Annotated in this window: 21 protein-coding genes, 1 pseudogene and 1 other annotated feature; of the genes and pseudogenes, 21 read left to right on the top strand and 1 reads right to left on the bottom strand. The window is 41.5% G+C overall.

The genetic code is table 11. The annotated features are described in order from the left end of the window. The first annotated feature begins 249 nt into the window (after positions 1 to 249). The 14 genes from rpmG (at position 250) to tuf (ending at position 17,537) form a co-directional block, all read left to right on the top strand. On the top strand, positions 250 to 414 hold the full coding sequence (gene rpmG / locus MKY45_RS00660; RefSeq protein WP_256705463.1) for a 50S ribosomal protein L33: 165 nt from the start codon (positions 250 to 252) through the stop codon (positions 412 to 414). 49 nt (positions 415 to 463) lie between these two features. Next, a complete protein-coding gene (gene secE, locus MKY45_RS00665) occupies positions 464 to 637 on the top strand; it encodes a preprotein translocase subunit SecE (RefSeq protein ID WP_042530743.1) in 174 nt (57 codons plus the stop codon). A gap of 329 nt (positions 638 to 966) precedes the next feature. Further along, positions 967 to 1,503: a transcription termination/antitermination protein NusG gene (nusG, locus tag MKY45_RS00670; protein WP_042530745.1), complete on the top strand. Its 537-nt coding sequence runs from the start codon at positions 967 to 969 to the stop codon at positions 1,501 to 1,503. A 213-nt stretch (positions 1,504 to 1,716) separates the two neighbouring features. After that, complete coding sequence (gene rplK / locus MKY45_RS00675) at positions 1,717 to 2,142, top strand: 50S ribosomal protein L11 (RefSeq protein ID WP_042530747.1); 426 nt, start codon at positions 1,717 to 1,719, stop codon at positions 2,140 to 2,142. Positions 2,143 to 2,317: 175 nt separating this feature from the next. After that, on the top strand, positions 2,318 to 3,010 hold the full coding sequence (rplA, locus tag MKY45_RS00680; RefSeq protein WP_042530749.1) for a 50S ribosomal protein L1: 693 nt from the start codon (positions 2,318 to 2,320) through the stop codon (positions 3,008 to 3,010). Between the two features lie 49 nt (positions 3,011 to 3,059). Continuing rightward, positions 3,060 to 3,204 (top strand) — a sequence feature (ribosomal protein L10 leader region). Between the two features lie 49 nt (positions 3,205 to 3,253). Next, positions 3,254 to 3,751, top strand: coding sequence for a 50S ribosomal protein L10 (gene rplJ, locus MKY45_RS00685; protein WP_193064166.1), 498 nt, complete (start codon positions 3,254 to 3,256; stop codon positions 3,749 to 3,751). 54 nt (positions 3,752 to 3,805) lie between these two features. After that, on the top strand, positions 3,806 to 4,171 hold the full coding sequence (gene rplL / locus MKY45_RS00690; protein ID WP_042530753.1) for a 50S ribosomal protein L7/L12: 366 nt from the start codon (positions 3,806 to 3,808) through the stop codon (positions 4,169 to 4,171). A 277-nt stretch (positions 4,172 to 4,448) separates the two neighbouring features. Next, positions 4,449 to 5,054: a class I SAM-dependent methyltransferase gene (locus MKY45_RS00695; RefSeq protein ID WP_193064167.1), complete on the top strand. Its 606-nt coding sequence runs from the start codon at positions 4,449 to 4,451 to the stop codon at positions 5,052 to 5,054. Between the two features lie 412 nt (positions 5,055 to 5,466). Then, a complete protein-coding gene (gene rpoB / locus MKY45_RS00700) occupies positions 5,467 to 9,012 on the top strand; it encodes a DNA-directed RNA polymerase subunit beta (RefSeq protein WP_042530757.1) in 3,546 nt (1,181 codons plus the stop codon). A gap of 215 nt (positions 9,013 to 9,227) precedes the next feature. After that, complete coding sequence (rpoC, locus tag MKY45_RS00705) at positions 9,228 to 12,842, top strand: DNA-directed RNA polymerase subunit beta' (RefSeq protein WP_256705464.1); 3,615 nt, start codon at positions 9,228 to 9,230, stop codon at positions 12,840 to 12,842. Positions 12,843 to 13,191: 349 nt separating this feature from the next. Further along, positions 13,192 to 13,611, top strand: a complete 420-nt coding sequence (gene rpsL / locus MKY45_RS00710; protein ID WP_042530761.1) for a 30S ribosomal protein S12 — start codon at positions 13,192 to 13,194, stop codon at positions 13,609 to 13,611. Between the two features lie 36 nt (positions 13,612 to 13,647). Next, on the top strand, positions 13,648 to 14,118 hold the full coding sequence (rpsG, locus tag MKY45_RS00715; RefSeq protein ID WP_040985105.1) for a 30S ribosomal protein S7: 471 nt from the start codon (positions 13,648 to 13,650) through the stop codon (positions 14,116 to 14,118). A gap of 42 nt (positions 14,119 to 14,160) precedes the next feature. Beyond that, positions 14,161 to 16,239: an elongation factor G gene (gene fusA / locus MKY45_RS00720; protein ID WP_042530764.1), complete on the top strand. Its 2,079-nt coding sequence runs from the start codon at positions 14,161 to 14,163 to the stop codon at positions 16,237 to 16,239. Positions 16,240 to 16,346: 107 nt separating this feature from the next. Continuing rightward, positions 16,347 to 17,537 (top strand): elongation factor Tu, encoded by a 1,191-nt coding sequence (tuf, locus tag MKY45_RS00725; protein WP_042530767.1) that lies wholly within the window; start codon positions 16,347 to 16,349, stop codon positions 17,535 to 17,537. 108 nt (positions 17,538 to 17,645) lie between these two features. Here tuf and glpX read toward each other — a convergent pair whose 3' ends face one another. Further along, entirely contained in the window at positions 17,646 to 18,593 is a 948-nt protein-coding gene (glpX, locus tag MKY45_RS00730) for a class II fructose-bisphosphatase (protein WP_341172381.1), read from the bottom strand. Between the two features lie 372 nt (positions 18,594 to 18,965). On the opposite strand from glpX, the gene MKY45_RS00735 reads away from it, so the two are divergent. The 7 genes and pseudogenes from MKY45_RS00735 to MKY45_RS00765 all read left to right on the top strand — a co-directional run bounded on the left by MKY45_RS00735 (position 18,966) and on the right by MKY45_RS00765 (position 26,957). Beyond that, the gene (locus MKY45_RS00735; RefSeq protein ID WP_341172382.1) at positions 18,966 to 20,327 is read left to right on the top strand and encodes a sigma-54 interaction domain-containing protein; all 1,362 of its coding nucleotides are present in this window, start codon (positions 18,966 to 18,968) and stop codon (positions 20,325 to 20,327) included. A gap of 221 nt (positions 20,328 to 20,548) precedes the next feature. After that, a pseudogene (locus MKY45_RS00740) lies at positions 20,549 to 21,244 on the top strand (CoA transferase subunit A). 24 nt (positions 21,245 to 21,268) lie between these two features. Continuing rightward, entirely contained in the window at positions 21,269 to 21,943 is a 675-nt protein-coding gene (locus MKY45_RS00745) for a 3-oxoacid CoA-transferase subunit B (protein WP_341172383.1), read from the top strand. Between the two features lie 78 nt (positions 21,944 to 22,021). Continuing rightward, a complete protein-coding gene (locus MKY45_RS00750) occupies positions 22,022 to 22,798 on the top strand; it encodes a 3-hydroxybutyrate dehydrogenase (RefSeq protein WP_042530774.1) in 777 nt (258 codons plus the stop codon). A 24-nt stretch (positions 22,799 to 22,822) separates the two neighbouring features. Beyond that, positions 22,823 to 24,001, top strand: a complete 1,179-nt coding sequence (locus tag MKY45_RS00755) for a thiolase family protein (RefSeq protein ID WP_042530776.1) — start codon at positions 22,823 to 22,825, stop codon at positions 23,999 to 24,001. A 123-nt stretch (positions 24,002 to 24,124) separates the two neighbouring features. Then, positions 24,125 to 25,408 (top strand): GntP family permease, encoded by a 1,284-nt coding sequence (locus MKY45_RS00760; RefSeq protein WP_042530778.1) that lies wholly within the window; start codon positions 24,125 to 24,127, stop codon positions 25,406 to 25,408. A 223-nt stretch (positions 25,409 to 25,631) separates the two neighbouring features. Further along, positions 25,632 to 26,957: a short-chain fatty acid transporter gene (locus MKY45_RS00765; RefSeq protein ID WP_193064173.1), complete on the top strand. Its 1,326-nt coding sequence runs from the start codon at positions 25,632 to 25,634 to the stop codon at positions 26,955 to 26,957. The last annotated feature ends 35 nt before the right edge of the window (positions 26,958 to 26,992 follow it).

Here is a 26,992-nt window from a genome sequence, read left to right on the forward strand (position 1 = left end):
GTAGATTTTAGAGAGGAAATCAAAGAAGTATATATGTGGAATTACCGGACTTCCTCCTTTTACATTTAACAAAATAAAATATTTATTTTTTAATAAAGCGCAGCGCCAGTAACGGAATAAATGCTTTTAAACAAACATTTTATCTTATCCTGTATAGAAACGGAAGAGAATGTCGTGCTTTTGAAAAGAGTGATAACATTGACATAATGATAGCGAAGTGCTATGTTAATATAGTCTATGTCCCTATGTATGGGGGTGGAAATTATGAGCAAAAAGATTGTCTTATCATGTGCAGTATGTTCTAGCAGGAACTATTCAACGAACAAAAACGCAGCCAATCAATCGCAGAGATTAGAAGTGAACAAGTTCTGTAAACATTGCCAAACACATACGCTGCACCGTGAGACCAAGTAGATATAGATTGATGGATAGATTCGCGTAAGTTCGGGGGGAAAGAGATAAAATGTTTAAGTTCTTAAAGAATGTTTCCAATGAAATGAAGAAAGTAAGCTGGCCAAAAGGGAAAGAACTAAGAAACTATACCTTTGTGGTAATTTCTACAGTTATCTTTATGGCAATATTCTTTTTCGTTGTTGATTTAGGCATATCAGAATTTTTAGATGCATTTTTTGAATAATTCCTTTATAATGCAGGTATAATGAAAAGAAGAAAAAGTCAGTGAAAACCCGATTTATGCGGGTTTTTTAAATTGGATAAGAAAAGCGGAGAGCGCCTGCTAAAAACGTAGAGATTGCGCCCCGAACTTTGGGGTGGTTCGACCTTAGTCGAACTTCCTTTGCTTAAAGAGATAAAGGAAACACGGTGAGGTAACGAACCGATGTTGACTTTCACCCGCAGGGCATAAGCGCGACGTGAAATCTCTAAAGTTTGGCGCTCGGAGCTAGATAAAAAAGCTATCGTTTATTCATGAAGAGGAGGGGACAGGACAGTTATTGTCCGATATAAATGGAAAAGAATTGGTATGTGGTTCACACGTATTCCGGCTATGAGAACAAAGTGAAAATGAACCTTGAAAAAAGAGTAGAGTCCATGGGCATGGAAGATAAAATATTCCGTGTAATTGTTCCGGAAGATGAAGAAGCAGAGATTAAAGACGGCAAGAAAAAAATGGTGAAGAAAAAATCTTTCCCAGGCTATGTTTTAACAGAAATGGTGATGACAGACGACTCGTGGTACGTGGTACGAAACACTCCTGGCGTTACCGGATTTGTAGGCTCCAGCGGACACGGCGCAAAGCCGACACCGATATTGCCGGATGAAGTAGACGTTGTGCTGAAAAGAATGGGTGTCAGCGAACCAACTGTTCAAGTTGACTTTGAGATCAAAGAAAGCGTTCGTGTCACAGATGGTCCATTTGCAGATTTCACAGGAACGATTGAACAAATTGATACAGATAAACAAAAACTGAAAGTACATGTGAATATGTTTGGAAGAGAGACACCAGTTGAACTGGATTTCTCCCAAGTAGACAAGCTTTCATAAGTCTTTCAGACCAGCAAGAATGTGACAGCAGTATAGACAAGTTCTGCGGAGTAAGGTATTTTCAAGAATCAAGGCTTGCTTTTTTCACAAATTCATGCTAAGATTCTTTTGTTATTCTTGTTCTCAATTAAAAGGGGAACAGGAAATGAGTGGGAGGGTAAATAAAATAAGAGACCCTATTACCACATCACGGACTTTAAGGAGGTGTGTCTCGTGGCTAAAAAAGTAATCAAATTAGTAAAATTGCAAATTCCTGCGGGAAAAGCAAATCCAGCACCACCAGTTGGGCCGGCTCTAGGTCAAGCAGGTGTTAACATTATGGGATTCTGTAAAGAATTTAACGCTCGAACACAAGAACAAGCAGGTTTAATTATCCCTGTAGAAATCACTGTATTCGAGGATCGTTCATTTACATTTGTTACAAAGACTCCGCCGGCAGCAGTGCTACTTAAAAAAGCAGCTGGAATCGAGTCTGGTTCAGGTGAACCTAACAAAACAAAAGTCGCTACTGTAAAACGCGACCAGGTAAAAGAAATCGCTGAAACAAAAATGCCGGATTTAAATGCAGCTGATGTTGATGCGGCAATGCGCATGGTTGAAGGTACTGCGCGCAGTATGGGAATCACCATCGAAGACTAATTCGGTATTCCGTAGACAAACGTTTTGTAGTTAAAAGGTTGCGGCTGTTTTCATCCGCAGCCTTATTCGGGAGAAGAATAAATCGATAGATGATTCACATGCTGGACAAGAGTGATTCTCTTGTCTCGTGGGAGGTACAACCGTTATAACCACAAAAGAGGAGGATATAATTAATATGGCTAAATATGGTAAAAAACATCAAGAAGCTTTAAAGCAGATTGATCGTACAAAAGCATATGAAATAAAAGAAGCTGTAGAGCTTGCAAAAAAGACTGCAAAAGCAAACTTTGATGAATCAGTAGAAGCTGCTTTTCGTCTTGGTGTAGACCCTAAAAAAGCAGATCAACAAATCCGCGGAGCAATGGTTTTACCGCATGGTACTGGTAAAACACAACGCGTTCTTGTATTTGCTAAAGGTGAGAAAGCGAAAGAAGCAGAAGCTGCTGGTGCAGATTATGTTGGAGAAGAAGATTATATTAATAAAATCAACCAAGGCTGGTTCGATTTTGATGTGATTGTTGCTACTCCGGATATGATGGCTCAAGTAGGTAAATTAGGTCGTGTTTTAGGACCAAAAGGTTTAATGCCAAACCCTAAAACAGGAACAGTAACTTTCGAAGTAGAAAAGGCTGTTCAAGACATTAAAGCCGGTAAAGTAGAATATCGTGTTGATAAATCTGCTAACATTCATGTTCCAATCGGGAAAATTTCTTTCGATGAAGAGAAATTAGTAGAAAACTTTACTGCTCTTACTGATCAACTTGTAAAAGTGAAACCTCAGGCTTCTAAAGGAACCTACCTTAAAAATGCTTCTATTGCATCTACAATGGGGCCAGGAATCAAAGTTGACGTTTCAAGCTTCCGTTAATTAGTAGTTGACTTTTAAGCCAATGTTCGATATACTAATTTTCGGTTTCATAAAATCGAATGTTATACCGTAGACAGCAGGGGCTCATCAGAGCTTAATCATCCAGCCGAGGTGTTTATTTATAGAAGGGCAAACCGACTTTGCCAATCTAGAGTAAGCTCTCATGTCTGCATGAGAGCTTTTTTAATAGAAAAGCACGTTCGAACGGTGTAATAATAGGGACTGTTATTAGGAGGTGGAAAGATGTCAGGGATTATTGAACAGAAGAAACAATTAGTAGAGGAAATCGCAGAAAAGTTTCGTAATAGCCAATCTGCAGTAGTAGTAGACTATCGTGGACTTGACGTTGCAGAGGTTACTGCATTGCGTAAAGAGCTCCGCGAAGCAGGCGTTGAATTTAAAGTATATAAAAATTCAATGGTTCGCCGTGCTGTAGACGCTGTAGAGCTGAGTGAACTTAGTGAAGTCTTAACTGGACCAAACGCCATTGCATTCAGTGAAGATGTAGTAGCTCCAGCTAGAATCTTAAACAACTTCAGTAAAGACCACGAAGCCTTAGAAATTAAAGGCGGTGTTATTGAAGGAAGCGTTGCTTCACTTGAACAAATCAAAGAGCTTGCAGACCTGCCAAACTACGAAGGTATGGTATCTATGCTGCTTAGCGTACTTCAAGCTCCAATCCGCAACTTTGCTTATGCTACAAAAGCTGTTGCAGAGCAAAAAGAAGAACAAGGTGCATAATACACCAAACGGTTTAATTATAAAAACAAACTTATTATTAGGAGGATTTTAATCATGACAAACGAAGAAATGATCAGTGCAATTAAAGAAATGACTGTACTTGAATTAAACGATTTAGTAAAAGCTATCGAAGAAGAGTTCGGCGTAACAGCTGCTGCTCCAGTTGCTGCAGCAGGTGCTGCTGGCGGCGGTGCTGCTGAAGAAGAAAAAACAGAATTTGACGTTGTTCTTAACGATGCTGGTGCATCTAAGATCAAAGTTGTTAAAGCAGTTCGTGAAATCACTGGACTTGGCTTGAAAGATGCGAAAGACTTAGTAGATAACGCTCCTAAAGCAATTAAAGAAGGAGCATCTAAAGAAGAAGCTGAAGAAATTAAAGGTAAACTTGAAGAAGCTGGTGCTTCTGTAGAAGTTAAATAATTTAGCAAATATAAGAAAAAGAGCTCGTCGTATTTTAGGCGGGCTCTTTTATCACGAAACCATAAAGGTCACTTTTGTCACTAGAAAAAGTTCAAGTTTATATACGAGAATGTTTTTTAGTTGAACAGGTGACCTTTTTTTAAAAAAGAAAATATTTGGGTTGTTTCTATTAGATGTAAGTTGGTGTTGCTGGCTCGAACATCGTCCTATCATAAGGAAGTGTACGATTGCGGCCCAGGTATTTTTCTTAATTCATATAAAGTGGGTGCGGATCCATATGACAGAGCATTATTATTCTAAACAGCCACAAGCAAAATCGCTGCCGCAAAGCTGGTCTTTTGACCTGCGGGGGAAGACGTTTCAATTTACGAGTGATGTTGGTGTCTTTTCAAAAAGTGAAGTGGATTTTGGATCAAGGGTGCTTATTGAATCTTTTCAGGAGCCCGAGGTTGATGGACCAATATTAGATGTGGGATGCGGGTACGGTCCAATCGGATTATCCTTAGCCTCCGACTTTTCAGACAGACACATTTTTATGGTTGATGTGAATGAACGTGCTGTGGAATTGGCCCAAAAAAATGCAGAAATCAATAAAATCTCCAATACAACCATTCTTCAAAGTGATTTATATCAGCAATTAAATGAAAAAACATTTGCTTCCATTGTAACAAACCCGCCGATACGCGCCGGTAAAAAAGTGGTGCATGCTATTTTTGAAGAAGCCTGGGGTCATTTATCCAATCATGGAGATTTATGGGCGGTTATTCAGAAAAAGCAGGGAGCTCCATCTGCGAAAGATAAACTGGAAGAGATTTTTGGCAATGTAGAAGTAGTTGCAAAGAAAAAAGGTTATTTTATATTACGAGCGAAAAAGTTTGACTAATAAATGGGGATATGCTAAGATTGGAAGATGCTAAGATTAGGGTACGTTTGCCTAGCGCATTTTTCCAGGCTGGACGTATAAAATCTTTATAAATGGGAAAGGCTTGTAGAATCGGGAAAAACAAAGGTTCGACAAATCGCTTTTCTATAGTTTATCAAAATTCTTTCATCTGCACAATCTAAAATCACAACATCCTTGGAAAGGCTATATTTTTCAATGAGCGAAAAGAAAGTTTTATCTTTAAGAAAAATAAGCCGTAGAGAGGGAAAGTGATAAAGGATGCAAATGATAGGATAATGAGTTTATAGTTTTATTTTTTAAAGAACAGATGATTTATTCAGACGTTCTTTTAAATATGAGTTACATTTTGTAGAAACAACTACTAAAATGGATGATTTAAGGGGTGAAGCAGTTGACAGGTCAACTAGTTCAGTATGGACGGCACCGCCAACGCAGGAGCTATGCACGTATTAATGAAGTGTTAGAATTACCTAACCTAATCGAAATTCAAACCGCTTCTTATGAATGGTTCTTAGAAGAAGGTTTAAGGGAGATGTTCCAGGATATCTCTCCGATTGAAGACTTTACAGGAAATCTATCACTTGAGTTTGTGGATTATAGTTTGGGTGATCCGAAATATCCTGTAGATGAAGCAAAAGAAAGAGACGTGACATACAATGCTCCCCTTCGCGTGAAGGTTCGTTTAATCAATAATGAAACCGGAGAAGTAAAGGAACAGGAAGTATTTATGGGTGATTTCCCATTAATGACAGACACAGGAACATTTATTATCAATGGTGCAGAGCGTGTTATTGTATCACAGCTTGTGCGTTCGCCGAGTGTTTATTACAACGAAAAAATCGACAAGAATGGGAAACGCGGCATTGCAACAACGGTTATTCCAAACCGTGGAGCATGGTTAGAGTTTGAAACAGATGCAAAAGATGTTGCTTATGTCCGTATCGATCGTACTCGTAAATTACCAATTACCGTTCTGTTAAGAGCTTTAGGATTTGGTACAGATCAAGAGATTGTTGATTTGTTAGGCGAAAATGAATATTTACGAAATACGCTAGAAAAAGATAACACAGAGAATGCAGAGAAAGCTCTTTTAGAAATCTACGAACGTCTTCGTCCTGGCGAACCGCCGACAGTAGATAATGCGAAGAGTCTATTAGTATCTCGCTTCTTTGACCCGAAACGCTATGATTTAGCGCATGTGGGACGTTATAAAATGAATAAAAAACTCCATATCAAGAATCGCTTGTTCAACCAAGTGCTTGCAGAGCCTGTTGTTGATTCTGAAACTGGAGAAGTCATTGCGAATAAAGGCGACCGTTTGGAAAGAAAATTATTAGATAAGATTCTTCCATATCTTGAGCGAAAAGAAGATCGTTTCGGAGACAAAGCGATCACTCCGCATGACGGTGTGCTGGAAGAAGAAATCACAGTACAATCTGTGAAAATTCTTGATCCAACTGATCCGAACGGAGAACGTGAATTAACTGTTATCGGAAATGGGGAAGTAACAAAAGAAATTAAAAATATCACACCAGCTGATATTTTAGCTTCTATCAGTTATTTCTTTAATCTGCTTCATCAAGTAGGGGACACAGATGATATTGATCACTTGGGGAACCGCCGTCTGCGTTCGGTCGGCGAATTACTTCAAAATCAATTCCGTATCGGATTATCCCGTATGGAGCGTGTTGTGCGTGAAAGAATGTCTATCCAGGACACTTCCAGCGTAACACCACAGCAATTGATCAATATTCGTCCGGTTATTGCATCCATTAAAGAATTCTTTGGAAGCTCACAGCTATCACAGTTTATGGACCAGACCAATCCGTTGGGCGAGTTAACGCATAAGCGTCGTCTGTCAGCTCTTGGACCAGGTGGTTTGACACGTGAACGTGCCGGATTCGAAGTACGAGACGTTCACTATTCTCACTATGGCCGTATGTGTCCGATTGAGACGCCGGAGGGGCCGAACATCGGTCTTATTAACTCGCTGTCCAGCTATGCGCGAGTGAATAAGTTTGGTTTTATTGAATCACCATATCGCCGTGTTGACCCGGAGACTGGAAAAGTAACAGATACGATTGATTATCTGACAGCGGATGAACAAGATAATTATATTGTTGCACAGGCTAACTCCCAATTAGATGATGATAACTTCTTTGTGAATGATGAAGTTATCGCTCGTTTCCGTGAAGATAACATTATTGTGTCACGCGATCGAATTGATTATATGGACGTATCACCAAAACAGGTTGTATCCGCAGCGACTGCATGTATTCCATTCTTGGAAAATGATGACTCCAACCGTGCACTAATGGGAGCAAACATGCAACGTCAGGCTGTTCCTTTGATGAATCCAAAGGCGCCGATTGTTGGAACTGGTATGGAATACGTCAACGGGAAAGACTCTGGTGCTGCTGTTATCTGCCGTCATGATGGAATTGTCGAGCGTGTGGAAGCAAAAACCGTTATGGTGCGCCGCATTTCAGAAGTAGATGGCAAAGAAGTAGAAGGTGACTTAGATCGTTATGGTTTACAGAAATACAAACGTTCTAACCAGGGAACTTGCTATAACCAGCGTCCGATTGTTGCAGAAGGAGAACGTGTGACAAAAGGAGAAGTTCTTGCAGATGGTCCTTCTATGGAAGACGGCGAATTAGCATTAGGTCAAAACGTTCTTGTAGGTTTTATGACTTGGGAAGGTTATAACTACGAGGATGCTATCATTATGAGCGAACGTCTTGTAAAAGATGATGTATATACTTCTATTCACATTGAAGAATTTGAATCAGAATCCCGCGATACGAAGCTGGGACCTGAAGAAATCACAAGAGATATTCCTAACGTTGGGGAAGATGCCCTTAAAAACCTTGATGAACAAGGAATTATCCGTGTCGGTGCAGAAGTAACAGACAGTGATATTCTTGTGGGGAAAGTAACACCGAAAGGAATGACAGAGCTTTCCGCAGAAGAACGCTTATTACATGCGATTTTCGGTGAGAAGGCGCGTGAAGTAAGAGATACTTCCCTGCGTGTTCCTCATGGCGGTGACGGCATCGTCTTAGATGTAAAAATCTTTAATCGTGAAGATGGCGATGAGTTACCACCAGGTGTGAATCAGCTGGTTCGTGTATATATTGTTCAAAAACGTAAAATTCATGAAGGCGATAAAATGGCAGGACGTCACGGTAACAAAGGGGTTATCTCCAAAATCTTACCGGAAGAGGATATGCCATTCTTGCCGGACGGTACACCAATCGACATTATGTTGAACCCATTAGGGGTACCATCACGTATGAATATCGGACAGGTGTTTGAGCTTCATTTAGGAATGGCTGCAAGACAGCTCGGACTGCATGTAGCAAGTCCGGTATTCGACGGAGCGACAGAAGAGGATGTTTGGGAAACACTTGAAGAAGCCGGTATGCCGAGGGACGCAAAAACCGTTCTTTATGATGGACGTACAGGAGAAGCTTTTGACAACCGTATATCTGTAGGTGTCATGTATATGATTAAACTTGCACACATGGTTGATGATAAGCTGCACGCTCGTTCAACTGGACCTTACTCTCTCGTAACGCAGCAGCCGCTTGGCGGTAAAGCACAATTCGGCGGACAGCGTTTTGGTGAGATGGAGGTTTGGGCATTAGAAGCTTACGGTGCTGCATACACACTTCAAGAAATCTTAACGGTTAAATCAGATGATACCGTTGGACGCGTGAAGACATATGAAGCAATCGTAAAAGGGGATAATGCGCCAGAACCGGGTGTTCCTGAGTCATTTAAAGTACTCATCAAAGAGCTTCAAAGTCTTGGTATGGACGTGAAGATGCTTTCTAGTAACGAAGATGAGATTGATATGCGTGAACTGGAAGATGAGGAAGGTCAAACATCCACGAAGCTTAACATTGAAGTGGAAGAACCGCTTAATCAATAAAAATTTGTGCAGTAATGGTTCACTTTTCATGTGTTAGGGTGACTTCTACGTTGCTCGCAGACGCGGGTTACGTAGAATTTCCTTTTCCTTAGAACCATTCTGCGCTTTCTATAAAAACGAAACCTGATTTAAGAAAATCCCCGACTTTCGCCGAGACATGACGATAAGCCAGGTTTTCTCAAACTTTCTTAACTTGTAAAAGGGAGGATTGCCCCTTGTTGGATGTAAATAATTTTGAGTACATGAAAATAGGGCTTGCTTCACCAGAAAAGATTCGTTCTTGGTCTTACGGTGAAGTGAAAAAACCAGAAACAATTAACTATCGTACGTTAAAACCAGAAAAAGACGGTTTATTCTGTGAGCGTATCTTTGGCCCGCAGAAGGATTGGGAATGTCACTGTGGTAAATATAAACGCGTTCGTTACAAAGGTGTTGTCTGTGACCGCTGTGGCGTAGAAGTAACCAAAGCGAAAGTGCGGCGTGAACGTATGGGACATATTGAACTTGCTGCACCGGTATCACACATTTGGTACTTCAAAGGTATCCCAAGCCGTATGGGATTAGTATTGGATATGTCTCCCCGTGCATTAGAGGAAGTTATCTATTTTGCTGCATATATCGTAACAGACCCGGGAAGCACGCCACTTGAGAAAAAGCAATTGCTTTCTGAAAAAGAGTTTCGCTCTTATTATGATAAATATGGCAATAACTTCAAAGCTCAAATGGGAGCAGAAGCTATCCGCAAATTATTGCAAGACCTTGATTTAGAAAAAGAAGTGGATGCACTGCGTGAAGAGTTGAAATCAGCTCATGGTCAGCGTCGTACTCGTGCAATCAAACGCTTGGAAGTAATGGAAGCATTCCGTAATTCTGGAAACGAAGCAAGCTGGATGATTTTAGATGTTCTTCCGGTTATCCCTCCAGAAATTCGTCCAATGGTTCAATTAGACGGCGGACGCTTCGCTACTTCAGATTTAAATGACCTTTACCGTCGTGTTATCAACCGTAACAACCGTTTAAAACGTCTGCTCGATTTAGGTGCTCCAAGCATTATCGTTCAGAACGAAAAACGGATGCTTCAGGAAGCTGTCGATGCTTTGATCGATAATGGCCGTCGCGGCCGTCCGGTAACAGGACCGGGTAACCGTCCGTTAAAATCTCTTTCTCATATGCTGAAAGGGAAGCAGGGGCGTTTCCGTCAAAACCTGTTAGGTAAACGTGTTGACTATTCCGGACGTTCCGTTATCGTTGTTGGACCGCATTTGAAAATGTACCAGTGTGGTCTGCCAAGAGAGATGGCATTAGAGCTATTCAAGCCATTCATTATGAAAGAACTCGTATCCAGAGGCCTTGCTCACAACATTAAATCAGCGAAGCGAAAAATTGAAAGAGTGCACCCTGATGTATGGGATGTTCTGGAGGATGTTATTAAAGAACACCCGGTACTGCTTAACCGTGCACCAACGCTTCACAGATTAGGTATTCAGGCATTCGAACCTACATTGGTCGATGGCCGTGCCATCCGTTTGCATCCGCTTGTATGTACCGCATATAACGCTGACTTTGACGGAGACCAAATGGCTGTACACGTTCCGCTTGGAGCAGAAGCACAGGCAGAAGCAAGAATCTTAATGCTGGCAGCACAAAACATTCTTAACCCGAAAGACGGGAAACCAGTTGTTACACCATCACAGGATATGGTACTTGGAAACTACTACCTTACCTTAGAGCGTGAAGGTGCTGTTGGAGAAGGTTCTTACTTCAAAGATACGAACGAAGCATTAATTGCTTATCAAACTGGGTATGCTCATCTGCATACACGTATTGCAGTGCAAGCATCCAGCTTAAATAATAAAACATTTACAGAGAAACAAAATAGCCAGCTATTGTTAACAACAGTTGGTAAGCTGATCTTTAATGAAATTCTTCCGGATTCTTTCCCTTACATGAATGAACCTACAAAAGGGAATTTAGAAGAAAAAACACCAGAAAATTATTTTATTGATCCTGGTACAGACATTAAAGAGGAAATTAAAAACCGTGAAGAGGTTAAACCATTTAAGAAAGGTTTCTTAGGTGATATTATTGCTGAGGTATTCAAGCGATTCAAAATCACGGAAACCTCAAAAATGCTTGACCGTATGAAAGATTTAGGCTTCAGCTACTCTACCAAAGCCGGTATGACAGTTGGTATCTCAGATATCGTTGTACTTGCTGAAAAACAGGGTATCTTAGATGAAGCACAAACGAAAGTAGATAAAGTGTTAAAACAATTCCGTCGTGGTCTGATTACAGAAGAAGAGCGGTATGACCGTGTCATTGCCATCTGGTCAGAAGCGAAAGATGTTATTCAGGATCGCTTGATGGGCTCATTGAGCAACCGAAATCCGATTTATATGATGAGTGATTCCGGTGCCCGTGGTAACGCATCAAACTTCACCCAGCTTGCTGGTATGCGTGGATTGATGGCTGACCCATCTGGTAAAATCATTGAAATCCCAATCAAATCAAGTTTCCGTGAAGGACTAACAGTAATGGAATACTTTATTTCCACACACGGGGCTCGTAAAGGTCTTGCCGATACAGCACTGAAAACAGCCGATTCAGGTTACTTGACCCGCCGCCTTGTAGATGTGGCACAGGATGTTATTATTCGTGAGGAAGATTGCGGAACGGATCGCGGCTTGAAAGTTGCTGCACTCGTAGACGGCTCAGAAGTGATTGAACCGCTTCTAGATCGTTTGATTGGCAGAACCGCATTCGAAAATGTGGCACATCCGGAAACAGGAGAAGTCATTGTCGAGAAAAATGAACTTATTCACGAAGACCAGGCAAAAGCTATTGTGGAAGCCGGTATTGAGGAAGTCATTATCCGTACTGCCTTCACTTGTAACACAAAACATGGCGTATGTCAGAAATGTTATGGCCGTAACCTAGCTACAGGTTCCGATGTAGAGGTTGGCGAAGCGGTTGGAATTATCGCAGCTCAATCTATCGGTGAGCCAGGTACACAGCTGACAATGCGTACCTTCCATACAGGCGGGGTTGCCGGAGACGATATTACGCAAGGTTTACCGCGTATCCAAGAGCTGTTTGAAGCCCGTAATCCAAAAGGGCAGGCAGTCATTACAGAAGTTGCCGGTACCGTTCTGGAAATGAAGGAAGTGAAGGATAAACAAGAAATTGTTATCCAAGGGAATGTAGAACAGCGCAGCTATGCCGTTCCTTACAACGCCCGTATGAAAGTTCAAGAAGGAGATCAAGTGGAAGCCGGGCAAGAGCTTACAGAAGGTTCCGTTGATCCAAAAGAACTTCTTCGAGTGAAAGGTGTAGAAGGTGTTCAAGACTACTTGCTGAAAGAAGTACAGCGTGTATATCGTATGCAAGGGGTAGAAATTGGAGACAAACACGTTGAGGTAATGGTTCGCCAGATGCTTCGTAAAATCCGTGTTGTATCTTCTGGAGATACAGAAGTATTGCCAGGTTCCCTGCTTGAACTGCACCAATTCCGAGATGCAAACCATAAGGTATTTAAAGAAGGTACAGAGCCTGCAACAGGCCGCCCGGTGTTACTTGGTATTACCAAAGCATCGCTTGAAACAGATTCCTTCTTATCAGCTGCATCCTTCCAAGAAACGACTCGTGTCTTGACAGATGCTGCGATTAAAGGAAAACGCGATGAACTTCTCGGCTTAAAAGAGAATGTTATCATTGGTAAACTTGTTCCAGCTGGTACAGGGATGCCTCAATACCGTACGTTAGAAGCAGAGCTTGATGCGCCGGAATCAGATGAAGAAGTCGCAGACGAAGAAAGCACACAAAGAGTATAATATGTAATCAGGAGGGAGCCTCTCCCTCCTGATAATAAATAAGTGCGCTATTTTTGAAAACAGTCTAAAAAAATACCATGAATATATTGACAAACAATATTGAGGGTGGTACTATATTCAAGGTGCTTCTGATTATGCTTGCAAAAGTAATTATCAGAGCAGAGCCTAATCGGAACTTCGGTTTATGCTAAATAATAATAACAAAAAGCAATCTGAGTATAAGGTAAATCATTTTTCGCATTGATTTGTGAGAGATTTTTTTATCACTAAAAATGAACCACCTGGATGTGTGGTATTACAAAAGGTTGTTGTTTGATTACTAAATTGAAATTGAGAGGAGGAAAATGCAATGCCAACAATTAATCAGTTAGTGCGTAAAGGCCGTGTGTCAAAGTCAAAGAAATCTGACTCACCAGCACTTAATAAAGGTTATAACAGCTTTAAAAAGAAAATGACTGATGAGAACGCTCCGCAAAAGCGTGGTGTATGTACTCGTGTAGGTACACTGACTCCTAAGAAACCAAACTCTGCACTTCGTAAATATGCGCGTGTACGTTTGTCTAACAACATGGAGGTAACTGCATACATTCCTGGAATTGGTCACAATCTGCAGGAGCATAGTGTTGTTCTTATCCGCGGCGGTCGTGTAAAAGACTTACCTGGGGTACGTTATCACATCGTACGTGGTGCACTTGATACTGCTGGAGTAGAAGGCCGTATGCAAGGTCGTTCAAAATACGGAACGAAAAAACCGAAACAGAAAAAATAAATAAAATTACTCATATGAAGGAAAGGAGGATGTACAATGCCTCGTAAAGGTCCAGTACCAAAGCGTGATGTATTACCAGATCCGCTTTATAACTCAAAATTAGTTACACGTCTCATTAATCAAATTATGATTGATGGTAAGCGTGGTAAAGCACAAAAAATCCTTTATAATGCGTTTGAATTAGTTGCTGAAAGAAGCGGCCAAAACGCAATGGAAGTTTTTGAGCAGGCAATGAAAAATGTTATGCCAGTACTTGAAGTACGTGCCCGCCGTGTTGGTGGTTCAAACTATCAAGTACCAGTGGAGGTTCGTCCAGAACGTCGTCAAGCGTTAGGATTACGTTATATTGTTAACTACTCCCGTCTGCGCGGAGAAAAAACAATGGAAGAACGTCTTGCTAATGAAATTCTTGATGCTTCTAATAACACAGGAGCTGCTGTTAAGAGAAGAGAAGATATGCATAAAATGGCAGAAGCGAACAAAGCATTCGCTCACTACCGTTGGTAATATAAATCTAACAAAAGCTTTTTATAGGAAGGAGAAGAATACATGGCTAGAGAGTTCTCCTTGGAAAAGACACGTAATATCGGTATTATGGCGCACATTGATGCGGGAAAGACAACAACTACTGAGCGTATTCTTTTCTATACAGGACGTATTCATAAAATTGGTGAAACCCACGAGGGTGCTTCACAAATGGACTGGATGGAACAAGAGCAGGAGCGTGGAATCACGATTACTTCCGCTGCAACAACTGCTGCTTGGAATGACCATCGTATAAACATTATCGATACACCTGGACACGTGGACTTCACTGTTGAAGTTGAGCGTTCCCTTCGTGTACTTGATGGTGCGGTAACTGTACTTGATGCACAATCAGGTGTAGAACCACAAACGGAGACAGTATGGCGTCAAGCGACAACATACGGTGTTCCTCGTATTGTGTTTATTAACAAAATGGATAAAACAGGCGCTGATTTCTTGTATTCAACAAATACATTAAAAGAACGCCTTGGTGCAAACGCACATCCAATTCAAATGCCAATTGGTGCTGAAGATGAATTTAACGGAATTATCGACTTGATTAAGATGGAAGCTCACATCTATTTAGATGATTTAGGGCAAAAATCGGAAACAACTGAAATTCCTGATGAATTAAAAGACCAAGCGGAAGAGTTACGTGCTAACCTGATTGAAGGCGTAGCTGAAACGGATGAAGAGCTTATGATGAAGTATCTTGAAGGAGAAGAAATCTCTGAAGAGGAGCTTGTAAACGCAATTCGTCAAGCTACTTTGAATGTTGATTTCTATCCGGTACTTTGCGGTTCTGCATTTAAAAACAAAGGTGTTCAGTTAATGCTGGATGCGGTTATCGATTATCTTCCTGCTCCAACAGACGTACCTCCAATCGAAGGTATTGTTCCTGGAACAGAAGAAAAAGTAACTCGTCCATCATCTGATGAAGGTCCATTCTCTGCATTGGCATTTAAAGTAATGACTGACCCTTATGTTGGTAGATTAACATTCTTCCGTGTGTACTCCGGTACACTTAAATCAGGTTCTTATGTGAAGAACTCTGTAAAAGATAAGCGTGAGCGTATTGGACGTATCCTGCAAATGCACGCAAACTCCCGTGAAGAGATTTCGGTTGCATATGCTGGCGAAATCGCTGCTGCGGTAGGCTTGAAGGATACTTCAACAGGTGATACACTATGCGATGAAAAGGATCTTGTTATTCTTGAGTCCATGGAATTCCCTGAGCCGGTTATCTCGGTTGCGATTGAACCAGAAACAAAAGCAGACCAAGATAAAATGGCGATTGCTCTTGCTAAACTTGCAGAAGAGGATCCAACCTTCCGTACAGAAACAAACGTAGAAACTGGACAAACAATCATCTCTGGTATGGGTGAGCTTCACTTAGATATCATCGTTGATCGTTTAAAACGTGAATTTAAAGTTGGTGCACAAGTTGGTGCTCCACAAGTTTCTTACAGAGAAACTTTCCGTGCTGCTGCTGAAGTAGAAGGTAAATTCGTACGTCAGTCTGGTGGACGTGGACAGTTCGGTCACGTTTGGGTTAAATTTGAGCCAAACGAAGAAGGCGCTGGATTCGAATTTGTTAACAATATCGTTGGTGGTGTTGTTCCTCGTGAATACATCCCGGCTGTTCAACAAGGTATCGAAGAATCCATGGAAAATGGTGTCCTTGCCGGATATCCATTAATCGACGTAAAAGCTACATTATATGATGGAAGCTATCATGATGTCGATTCCAACGAAATGGCGTTTAAAGTAGCTGCTTCTATGGCACTTAAAGCTGCTAAAAACAAATGTAACCCAGTTCTGCTTGAACCAATGATGAGAGTAGAAATTGTTGTTCCAGAAGAATACATGGGAGACATCATGGGTGATGTAACATCTCGTCGTGGACGTGTAGAAGGTATGGAAGCACGCGGAACTGCTCAAGTAGTTAAAGCGTTCGTACCGCTTGCTGAAATGTTTGGTTATGCAACTGCATTACGTTCAAACACACAAGGTCGTGGAGTGTACACGATGCACTTTGACCACTATGAAGAAACACCTAAAAGCATTACAGAAGAAATTATCAAGAAAAATGCAGGTCAATAATTGATTTTTTCTTCAATCTGACGTATAACATTTAATAAAGGCTGGGAAATTTTTAACGATTTCCTGGCATATAAAAAATTGCTATATATTTAAAGGAGGAACTATAAATGGCTAAAGAAAAATTCGACCGCTCGAAAAGTCACGTAAACATTGGAACAATTGGTCACGTTGACCATGGTAAAACAACTTTAACTGCTGCAATCACTACAGTAATGGCAAAAAGAAATGGTGATGGCACTGCAATGGCTTATGACCAAATTGATGGTGCTCCAGAAGAGAAAGAACGCGGAATTACAATCGCAACTTCTCACGTAGAGTACGAAACTGAAACTCGTCACTATGCACACGTTGACTGCCCAGGTCACGCTGACTATGTTAAAAACATGATCACTGGTGCTGCACAAATGGACGGAGCTATCCTTGTAGTATCTGCTGCAGATGGCCCAATGCCACAAACTCGTGAGCATATCCTATTATCTCGTAACGTTGGGGTACCTTCTATCGTAGTATTCCTTAACAAAACAGATATGGTAGACGATGAAGAGCTACTTGAATTAGTAGAAATGGAAGTTCGTGATTTATTATCTGAATATGATTTCCCTGGTGATGATGTACCAGTTATCGCAGGTTCTGCTCTTAAAGCACTTGAAGGCGATGAAGAGTATGAAGAAAAAATCGTTGAATTAATGGCTGCAGTGGACGAATATGTTCCAACTCCAGAACGTGATACAGATAAACCATTCATGATGCCAGTTGAGGACGTATTCTCTATCACTGGTCGTGGTACTGTTGCTACAGGCCGTGTTGAGCGTGGAGAAGTTCGCGTTGGAGACGAAGTAGAAATCATCGGTATCAACGAAGAATCTTCTAAAACTACTGTAACTGGAGTAGAAATGTTCCGTAAGCTTCTTGACTATGCTGAAGCTGGTGATAACATTGGTGCACTACTTCGTGGTGTTTCCCGTGAAGATATCAACCGTGGACAAGTACTAGCTAAGCCTGGTTCAATCACTCCACATACAAACTTCAAAGCAGAAGTTTATGTATTATCAAAAGATGAAGGTGGACGTCATACGCCATTTTTCTCTAACTACCGTCCACAGTTCTACTTCCGTACAACGGATGTAACTGGAGTAATCACGCTTCCAGAAGGAACTGAAATGGTAATGCCTGGAGATAACATCGAAATGTCAGTAGAACTTATTGCACCAATCGCGATTGAAGACGGAACTCGTTTCTCTATCCGTGAAGGTGGACGTACAGTTGGATCTGGCGTTGTATCTACTATCGAAAAATAATAAATGCTTTTCATATAGGAAGGCAGCGTGACGACGTTGTCTTTCTATTCCTAATAAAAAAGAACCTTCGATAAATTATCAGCTGATTATCGAAGGTTCTTTTTTATATTATACAGTAACTTTAGGGTGTTCCGTTGCAATATGGCGAAAGCATTTATCTAATGCATTTAAAACGATAGAATGTGTTATAAAGACATCTTGATTATTCTCAATTCCTTGTGAGAGCATATTACTGGTTATACTTGTAGCTATAAAAGCGCATTCATCTGTGTTGACCAGCTCATGGTGAGAAAGTGCTTCATTTGGGCGGGCAAGTCCCATAGATACGCAACGATTCCATTGCTCATCTGTATTAGGAAGCAACCTTGCCTGCATCTCTCCGCCTAAGCTTTTTACTCCGACAGCTGCCAGAACTCCTTCTGGTGCACCGCCGATACCAATAAATAAGTCAGCGTTGCCTTGGCGATGTATACATGTTGAAATGGCAGGGATAATATCGCCCTCTTCAAACAATTCTGTTCGAACACCTAAAGCACGTGCTTCTTCTACCCAGTGATTGTGCCTTTCTCTATCCTGTGTAATTATTTTTAATTCTTCCAGCTTCTTTCCTTTGGCCTCTGCAATGATACGCAAGTTTTTCTCCAGAGGAAAATCAATATTAATTTTGCCGGCTGCTTCCGGACCAGTTACAATCTTCTCCATATACATATCAGGCGCATGAAGCAGTGTACCTTTCTTTGCAATGGCAATGACGGCAATCGCATTATTTTTTCCTTTAGAAGTAGAAGTAGTCCCATCAATTGGATCAACAGCCAAGTCAATGCCTTTTCCGTGTCCGGTGCCCACCTTTTCACCGATAAACAGCATAGGCGCTTCATCGATTTCTCCTTCCCCGATAACGATTTCCCCGTCCATATGGATTTTATTTAGCTGGGTACGCATCGAATCTGTAGCTGCCTGATCAGCTTCTATTTTATTTCCCGTGCCAATCCAAGGATATGTTGCAAGTGCTGCGGACTCGGTAACATGCAGAAATTCTTGAATGAACTGATTCATAACTGCCAACTCCTTTAGAATTTTTATTTGTAAAACGAAATAACGATTATGAAATACATCATTCAGAAGGTGCTTTTAAAGTAATATAACAAAATGAGTATTAAATTAATAGTAATACAGTTTTCATTTTATATCAATATATTTCATTTATTATTGATTATTATTTTTAGTTTTTATTTCGTGGTGCTTGTTAAGATAGCGATATGTAATGAAGGAATAAGACTGTGGTGTAACTGCCATATGGTATAAAAAGTTAGAAAAAAAACAACTCCTCCAATAGATATGAATTTGTTATGATAAAAGAGCAGTAAATGAAAATACGTGTTAGTGAATTGGATATGCAATCAGGATTTTTGTGATGGGAGAGAGAAGATGCTTTTTAATAATAAGTACAGAGAAGAGATTATTGAAGCTGTATTTGAAAAAACTAATTTTTGTTTTGTTGTAGTCAATCGAGAGGGATTGATTACTTATTTAAATAAAAATTACTGTGATTTCATTGAGGTGACATTAGACGATGTGCTGGGTAAGCATGTCACCGATGTTATTGAAAATACCAGGATGCATATTGTCGCAGAGACGGGAACAGAAGAAATTGCAGATCTGCAATATATAAAAGGGAACCATATGATTGCAAATCGCATCCCGCTGTTTGCTGAAGGGGAGCTAGTTGGAGCTGTCGGAACCGTGCTATACAAAGACACCGAAGAATGGAAGAAAATGAACTCCCATGTGAAAGCGTTGTTATTAGAAATTGAAAACTATCAGAAAAAATTACGTAATCCAAAAGGGGCCACCTATTCATTAAATGATATTGTCGGCAGCTCTATCCAGATAAATGACATTAAAGAAAAGATTAAAAAGGTTTCGTCAGGAGATGCCTCGATATTATTAGAGGGAGGCAGCGGCACGGGAAAGGAGCTATTTGCCCATAGTATTCATCATTTAAGTGAACGCAGTGCTAAGCCATTTATAAAAGTGAACTGTGCAGCCATTCCAGTAGATTTACTGGAGTCCGAATTATTTGGTTATGAAGGCGGCGCATTTACCGGAGCTAAAAAAGAAGGAAAAAAGGGTAAATTTCAACTGGCTGATGGCGGGACACTGTTTTTGGATGAGATTGGAGATATGCCATTAACGGCACAGGTTAAAATTCTTCGTGCGCTGCAAGAAGGAGAGATTGAAGCAGTTGGAACGGAAAAAACACAGAAAATTGATGTCCGAATTATTTCTGCAACAAATCAGTCAATTGAAGAGCTGATAAAGGAGAATCGTTTTCGGGAGGATCTTTATTACCGGATTAATGTAATTTCCATTAAAATTCCTCCTTTAAAGGAAAGAGCGGAAGATATTCGGGTAACGGCAAAGTTTTTGCTGAGGAAAATCACACAGCGTACAGGCAAACGAGTGGTCAGCTTCAGTGATGCGGTAATGCATTTCTTTATGCACTATGATTGGCCGGGGAATGTCCGCGAACTGGAAAATGTGATTGAATCTGCAGTACATCTGACCAATACAGAAATGATTGAATTGGAAGACCTGCCTGATCATATGCAGCAAAGCCTCTATATAACGGAAGACGGGATGGGGTTGAAAGAAATTTTGAGCAGAGCAGAAAAACAAGCTTTGCTACATGCTATCCACAAATCAAATGGAGATAAGATAAGAGCTGCTGATTTACTTGGAATCGGCAAGTCGAGTTTTTATGAGAAAATAAAAAAATATGACTTATAGATTCCAGAAACGTGGAATAAATTCCGTGAATCCGGAAAATTTAAAACTCTTTCTGTGTAAGTGCTTACAAATACATAAATGTTAGCGGAAGGCCTGTATTCCATAAATCCGGAATACGGGCCTTCTGTTTATCGGCTTACTTTGTTGTCTATCCTTTATTCTTCTGTTTAATCATTTTTGGCATGTTTTTTGCTACTGTACTGTGGAGGGGTGAGATGCAAATGAAAACAATTTATACATCTTTTGAAGACGCTGTAAAAAATATTCAGGATGGTTCCACGATTATGGTAGGAGGGTTTGGGCTGGTCGGTATTCCCGAGAATCTTATTTTGGCATTGGTGGACTCATGAGTTAAACACCTTACAGTTATATCGAATAATTGCGGAGTAGATGATTGGGGACTGGGATTACTTTTAAAAAATAAGCAAATAGATAAAATGATTGGTTCCTATGTTGGAGAAAATAAAGAGTTTGAGCGGCAGGTGCTGGCGGGAGAATTAGAGGTAGAATTAACACCTCAGGGCACGCTGGCAGAGCGGGTTCGGGCAGGGGGGGCAGGTATTCCTGCGTTTTATACACCGGCTGGAGTCGGAACCCCTGTTGCAGAAAATGGAGAAGTGCGTGTTTTTGATCGAAAAGAGTATTTGCTGCAGACTGCATTAAAGGCAGATTTCAGCTTAATCAGAGCCGCTGTCGGAGATGATGCCGGAAATTTAGTTTACAACAAGACAGCGAGAAATTTTAATCCGATGATGGCTGCTGCAGGAAAAGTAACCATTGCAGAGGTAGAGCAGCTGGTTGAAACAGGTTCTATCGATCCAGATCATGTCCATACGCCGGGAATCTATGTTCAGGGAATGATTGAAGGGAAACAGGAGAAAAGAATTGAACGTCTGACATTACGGCAGGAAATGTAATCGAGATCAAGGAGGATGAAGGTTATGGTAAAACAATTAGATAAAGCTTCTGTCAGAGAAAGAATTGCCAGGAGGGCTGAAAAAGAAATTGAAAGCGGTTACTACGTTAACTTAGGGATTGGAATGCCTACCATGGTTGCTAACTACATTCAGGAAGGGAAACAGGTTGTCCTTCAATCAGAAAATGGGCTGCTCGGGATAGGAAAGTCTCCTTTAAAAACGGAGGTTGATCCGGATTTGATTAATGCCGGGAAGGAGACGGTTACAGCTCAAATCGGTGCATCCTATTTTAGTAATGCAGAGTCATTTGCAATGATACGGGGGGGACATTTAAATCTTGCTATCCTGGGAGGGATGGAAGTTTCTGAAACCGGGGATTTGGCAAACTGGATGATTCCGGGAAAAATGATCAAAGGTATGGGGGGAGCAATGGATATTGTCCATGGAGCAAAAAAAATCGTTGTTATTATGGACCATGTTAATAAGCATAATGAGCCAAAGATCTTAAAAAAATGCAGCTTGCCTTTAACCGGCAAACAGGTCGTCAATCGAATTATTACCGATCGAGCGGTGATTGATGTGGAGGAAGATGGTCTTATGCTTGTCGAAGTAGCAGAAGGCTGGACGGCAGAAGAGATTATCGCGTCAACAGAAGCTGAGCTTCGAATTAGTGAGCATTTGCAACCGGGAGCTTATTAATCTCTTTGCCGGAAAGCTGGTATGATTGGATATAAAATGAAACTTTATTAAGGGTTAGTATTGCGAGGGGGATTATATATGATAGAAAATAAAGTAGTTTTTATAACAGGTGCAGCAAGCGGTATCGGGTATGAAATTGGCCGTGCGTTTGCAAAAAACGGTGCAAAGGTAGCTTTGTCAGATGTGAATGAAGAGAAAGTGGTGGAGGCTTCGGAGAATTTAAAGAAGAAGGGCCATGACTGTATCGGACTGAAATGCGATGTTACCAGTGAAGAAGAGCTTAAACAGGCTTTGGATTACACAGAAGAAAAGTATGGAAGAATCGACGTTTTAATTAACAATGCAGGGTTACAGCATGTATCTGCTATTGAAGATTTTCCAACTGAAAAATTTGAGTTTATGACTAAGGTTATGCTGGTTGCTCCATTTATGGCAACCAAGCTTATTTTCCCGCTGATGAAAAAGCAAGGATTTGGACGGATTATTAATATGGCTTCGATTAATGGGCTGATTGGTTTTGCAGGTAAGGCAGCCTATAACAGTGCTAAGCACGGGGTGATCGGTTTGACCAAGGTGTCTGCTTTAGAAGGAGCTGCAGATGGGATTACGGTGAATGCGATTTGCCCTGGGTATGTCGACACGCCGCTGGTGCGCGGACAGTTTGAGGATTTGGCAAAAAATCGTGGTGTGCCAATTGAAAAAGTACTGGAAGAAGTATTATACCCATTAGTGCCTCAGAAACGGCTTTTAGATGTTCAGGAGGTTGCGGATTATGTCATGTTCTTAGCCAGTGATAAAGCAAAGGGAATTACGGGGCAGGCAATTGCATTAGATGGCGGCTATACAGCTCAATAATAAAAAGAAGAGGTGAGAATAAAAATGACAAATGTATATTTGATTGAAGGAGCAAGAACACCATTTGGCACCTTCGGCGGAAGTTTGAAGGATGTCGGACCTGCTGAATTAGGTATAGCAGTTAGTAAGGAAGCAATTCGCCGCAGCGGAATACCGGCCGAAGTTATTGATCTGAGCGTTTTGGGCAATGTTATTCATTCCGAAAAGAATGCGCCCTATCTTTCCAGACATGTCGCGCTGCAGGCGGGCATACCGTTAGCGAGTCCTGCTTTGACGGTCAACCGTTTATGCGGCTCCGGCCTGCAGTCTGTCGTCTCGGCCGCGCAATCCATTTTACTCGGCGAGGCGAGTGTGGCACTGGCTGGAGGAGTCGAAAATATGAGTCAGTCTCCCTATGCATTAAGGGGAAGCAGGTTCGGGACAAAATTAAAAACACCTCATGTGGATGACATGCTTTGGGCAGCTTTAACCGATGAATATATTGGTTCGGGGATGGGAGTTACTGCAGAGAATTTAGCTGAGAAATATCATATTTCCCGTGAAGAACAGGATGTATATGCTTGTTTGAGTCACCAGCGGGCTGCAAAAGCACAGAAAGCAGGAAAGCTGGAGGAGGAAATCATTCCAGTGGAGATAATGTCCAGAAAAGGAACAACAGTTGTAAATACGGATGAGCATATCCGTGAGAGTACGACGGTGGAGAAGCTTGCGGGGCTCAAGGGTGCTTTTAAGAAGGATGGAACGGTGACAGGAGGGAATGCCAGCGGGATTAATGATGGTGCTGGAGCAGTTATTGTAGCCGATGAGCACTACGTAGAGCGGCATCAGGTAAAGCCTCTGGCAAGAATCGTGTCATGGGGAGTTGCGGGCGTGGAACCGGAATATATGGGGATTGGGCCGGTGCCTGCGATAAAACAGGCCTTAAAAAAAGCCGATCTTACCTTGGATGATATAGATGTAATAGAAGTAAATGAGGCATTTGCTGCCCAGTATTTAGCTGTTGAAAAAGTGCTTGGCTTGGATCGGGAAAAGGTCAATGTCAATGGGGGCGCTATCGCTTTGGGACATCCGATTGGAGCCAGCGGAACAAGGGTGCTCTACACATTAACGAAGGAGCTGAAACGAAGCAGGAAGAAATATGGCATTGCCTCCTTATGTATTGGTGGAGGGCAGGGGATTGCGATGATTTTGGAGGCTGTTTAACCTGAAATGATACATCAAGAATAGATTCTTCTCTGCTGTGAGAGGGCAATTTAATTTGCGGTAAAATGATTTGTTCTTTCTAATTAGCATAGCGACAAAAAAGAGAGAAATGGAGGGGTATGCATGTTTGGAATTATATTAGGCTTAGTTGTGCTGATGGTTCTTGCTTATTTAGGGTGGTCTATTATTTGGGTAGCGCCCATTGCAGCAGGAGTAGTGGCACTCGCTGGAGGTCTGGATCTTTTAGAGGCATATACAGACACATATATGAGCGGGTTTGTTAATTTTGCTAAGCAATGGTTTCCTGTGTTTATGCTGGGGGCAGTTTTTGGCAAGTTGATGGAAGACACAGGGATGGCGAAGTCCGTTGCTATTGCATTAACAAAGGTAATTGGCACGAAACGGGCTATACTGGGGGTGCTTGTTTCCTGTGCGGTTTTAACCTATGGAGGGGTCAGTTTATTCGTTGTCGTGTTTGCTGTTTATCCATTAGCGTTGACATTATTCCGGGAGGCGAATATCAGCAGACGTCTGATTCCGGGTACTGTCGCATTAGGGGCTTTTACATTTACGATGACAGCTATTCCCGGGACTCCTCAAATTCAAAACTTAATTCCGGTTCCGTATTTTAATACGAATGCGATGGCAGCTCCGGTTATGGGGATAACAGCAGCTGTTATTATGGCTGTTGGCGGTTATGGTTACATGCGATGGAGAGAAAAGCAGCTGACTGCAAAAGGGGAGGGCTATACCGAGCCAAAAGATAATAAAATCGTACAGGTAGAAGGGAACGCGCCTCATTTTATATTATCTATCTTACCGTTAGTCACCGTTGTGGTAACGTTGAATATTTTTCAATGGGATATTGTGATTGCTTTATTGTCCGGAATTATTCTGCTGCTTCTATTAAATATTACGAAATTCAGAGGGTTTGTGAAAGCAATTAATAGTGGCGCAGTAGGCTCTGTTACAGCCATTGTAAATACCAGCGCTGCTGTTGGGTTTGGTACGGTTGTTCAGGCGGTGCCGGGCTTTGATCGGTTGACGGCGCTGTTAATGGGAGTGAAAGGAAACCCCTTAATTTCTGAAGCCATTGCAGTAAATGTTTTAGCCGGCTCCACAGGCTCTGCTTCAGGCGGGATGGGTATCGCCTTGGAAGCTTTAGGGGAGAGATATTATGAGCTGGCACTCAGTACAGGTATTGCTCCGGAAGCATTCCACCGAATTGCGTCTCTTTCCTCGGGAGGACTGGATGCGATGCCGCATAATGGTGCAGTGCTAACGTTGCTTACCATTACAGGGATGACACATAAAGACAGCTATAAGGATATTTTTGTAGTAGCGGTAGCTATTCCAGTTTTAGCAACAGCGGCCGCAATCATTTTAGCGTCTTTGGGCATCTACTAGAGGGATAGATAAAACACAAATCCAACAGCCGGGTTGTGATCGTATACGTTTTGAATTCTGTGAAAGGAGCAGAATGAAAACTTGGCTGCTGGAAGTTTTATTCATAAGAAGTCGTGCTAAAGAAACGGTATGTCATAATATATTATAGAAAGAACCGAAACGGTGATGCTGTTGGAAGAGTGTTTCGATTGATAATATAGCAGCATACAAGGGGGGAGCTCGATTGAAAGTTTTAACAAGATTCTTTGACAGGGTGGTACAGAGATATTTACCAGATGCATTTTTATTTGCTGTTATTTTAACGATTTTGGTTTACTTACTGGGTGTCACTATAACAAGTAGCGGCCCGGTGGAAATGATAACGTATTGGGGAGAGGGTTTTTGGGACCTGCTTGAATTTGGAATGCAAATGTCACTGGTGGTTGTGACAGGGTATATTTTAGCAAGTACACCTGTTGTGAAAGGTTTTTTAGCGAAACTCAGCAGAGCGGCAAAAACACCGGGGCAAGCGGTGATGCTGGTAACATTCGTTGCTTTGCTTGCTTGTTTAATAAACTATGGCTTTGGACTTGTTGTCGGAGCATTATTTGCTGTTCATGTGGCAAAGCGGGTTCCTGCAGTGGACTATCGGATATTGATTGCCAGCGCCTACAGCGGTATGGTCATCTGGCATGGCGGTTTTTCCGGGTCGGTACCGCTGCTCATTGCCACACCAGGGCATTTTTTAGAAGATGCTATTGGAATAATTCCTGTAACAGAGACATTGTTCAGTTCATTTAATCTGTTTATTGTCATTACCTTATTAATTACACTTCCGCTTTTTAATCGGTACTTATTAAAGGGAGCAGATCCTATAGGTAAAATCGATCCTTCATTATGGAAGGAAGAATCCGGAGAGGAAACGGAAGCGGAAGTTCCTCAGTCGGTAACACCCGCAGAAAGGCTGGAGAACAGTCAGGCCTTGTCTTTTCTGATTGGCATGATGGGACTCCTTTTTATTGGGTATCATTTCGTTGCCAATGGATTTGACCTAAATATCAATATCGTCAATTTTATTTTTCTTTTCTTGGGAATCCTTCTTCACAGAACACCAAGACGGTTTCTGGATACGGTAGGGAGAGGTGTGAAGAACGCCGGCGGAATTATTATACAGTTTCCATTCTACGCTGGAATAATGGGGATGATGGTGGCATCTGGATTATCAGATAAGATTTCATTATGGTTTGTCAGTTTCGCAACCGAATATACACTGCCTATTTTCACTTTTCTCAGCGCAGGTTTGGTTAATGCGTTAGTACCTTCCGGCGGCGGACAATGGGCTGTCCAAGGCCCTATCATGATACAAGCAGCGCTTGAAATTGGAGCCGATACAGCAAAAACAGCCATGGCAGTTGCCTGGGGAGATGCCTGGACAAATATGATACAGCCATTTTGGGCCCTGCCTGTACTCGCCATTGCCGGGTTGAAGATTCGGGATATTATGGGCTTTTGTGTCATGATTCTACTGTTTACCTTTATTCCGATTGCGATCGGGTTTCTACTATTATAACGGAAAGTTTATATAAGATTGTGAAGCGGAACGGT

The sequence above is a fragment of the Oceanobacillus sp. FSL K6-0251 genome, from assembly GCF_038004725.1.
Classification (GTDB): domain Bacteria; phylum Bacillota; class Bacilli; order Bacillales; family Amphibacillaceae; genus Oceanobacillus; species Oceanobacillus oncorhynchi.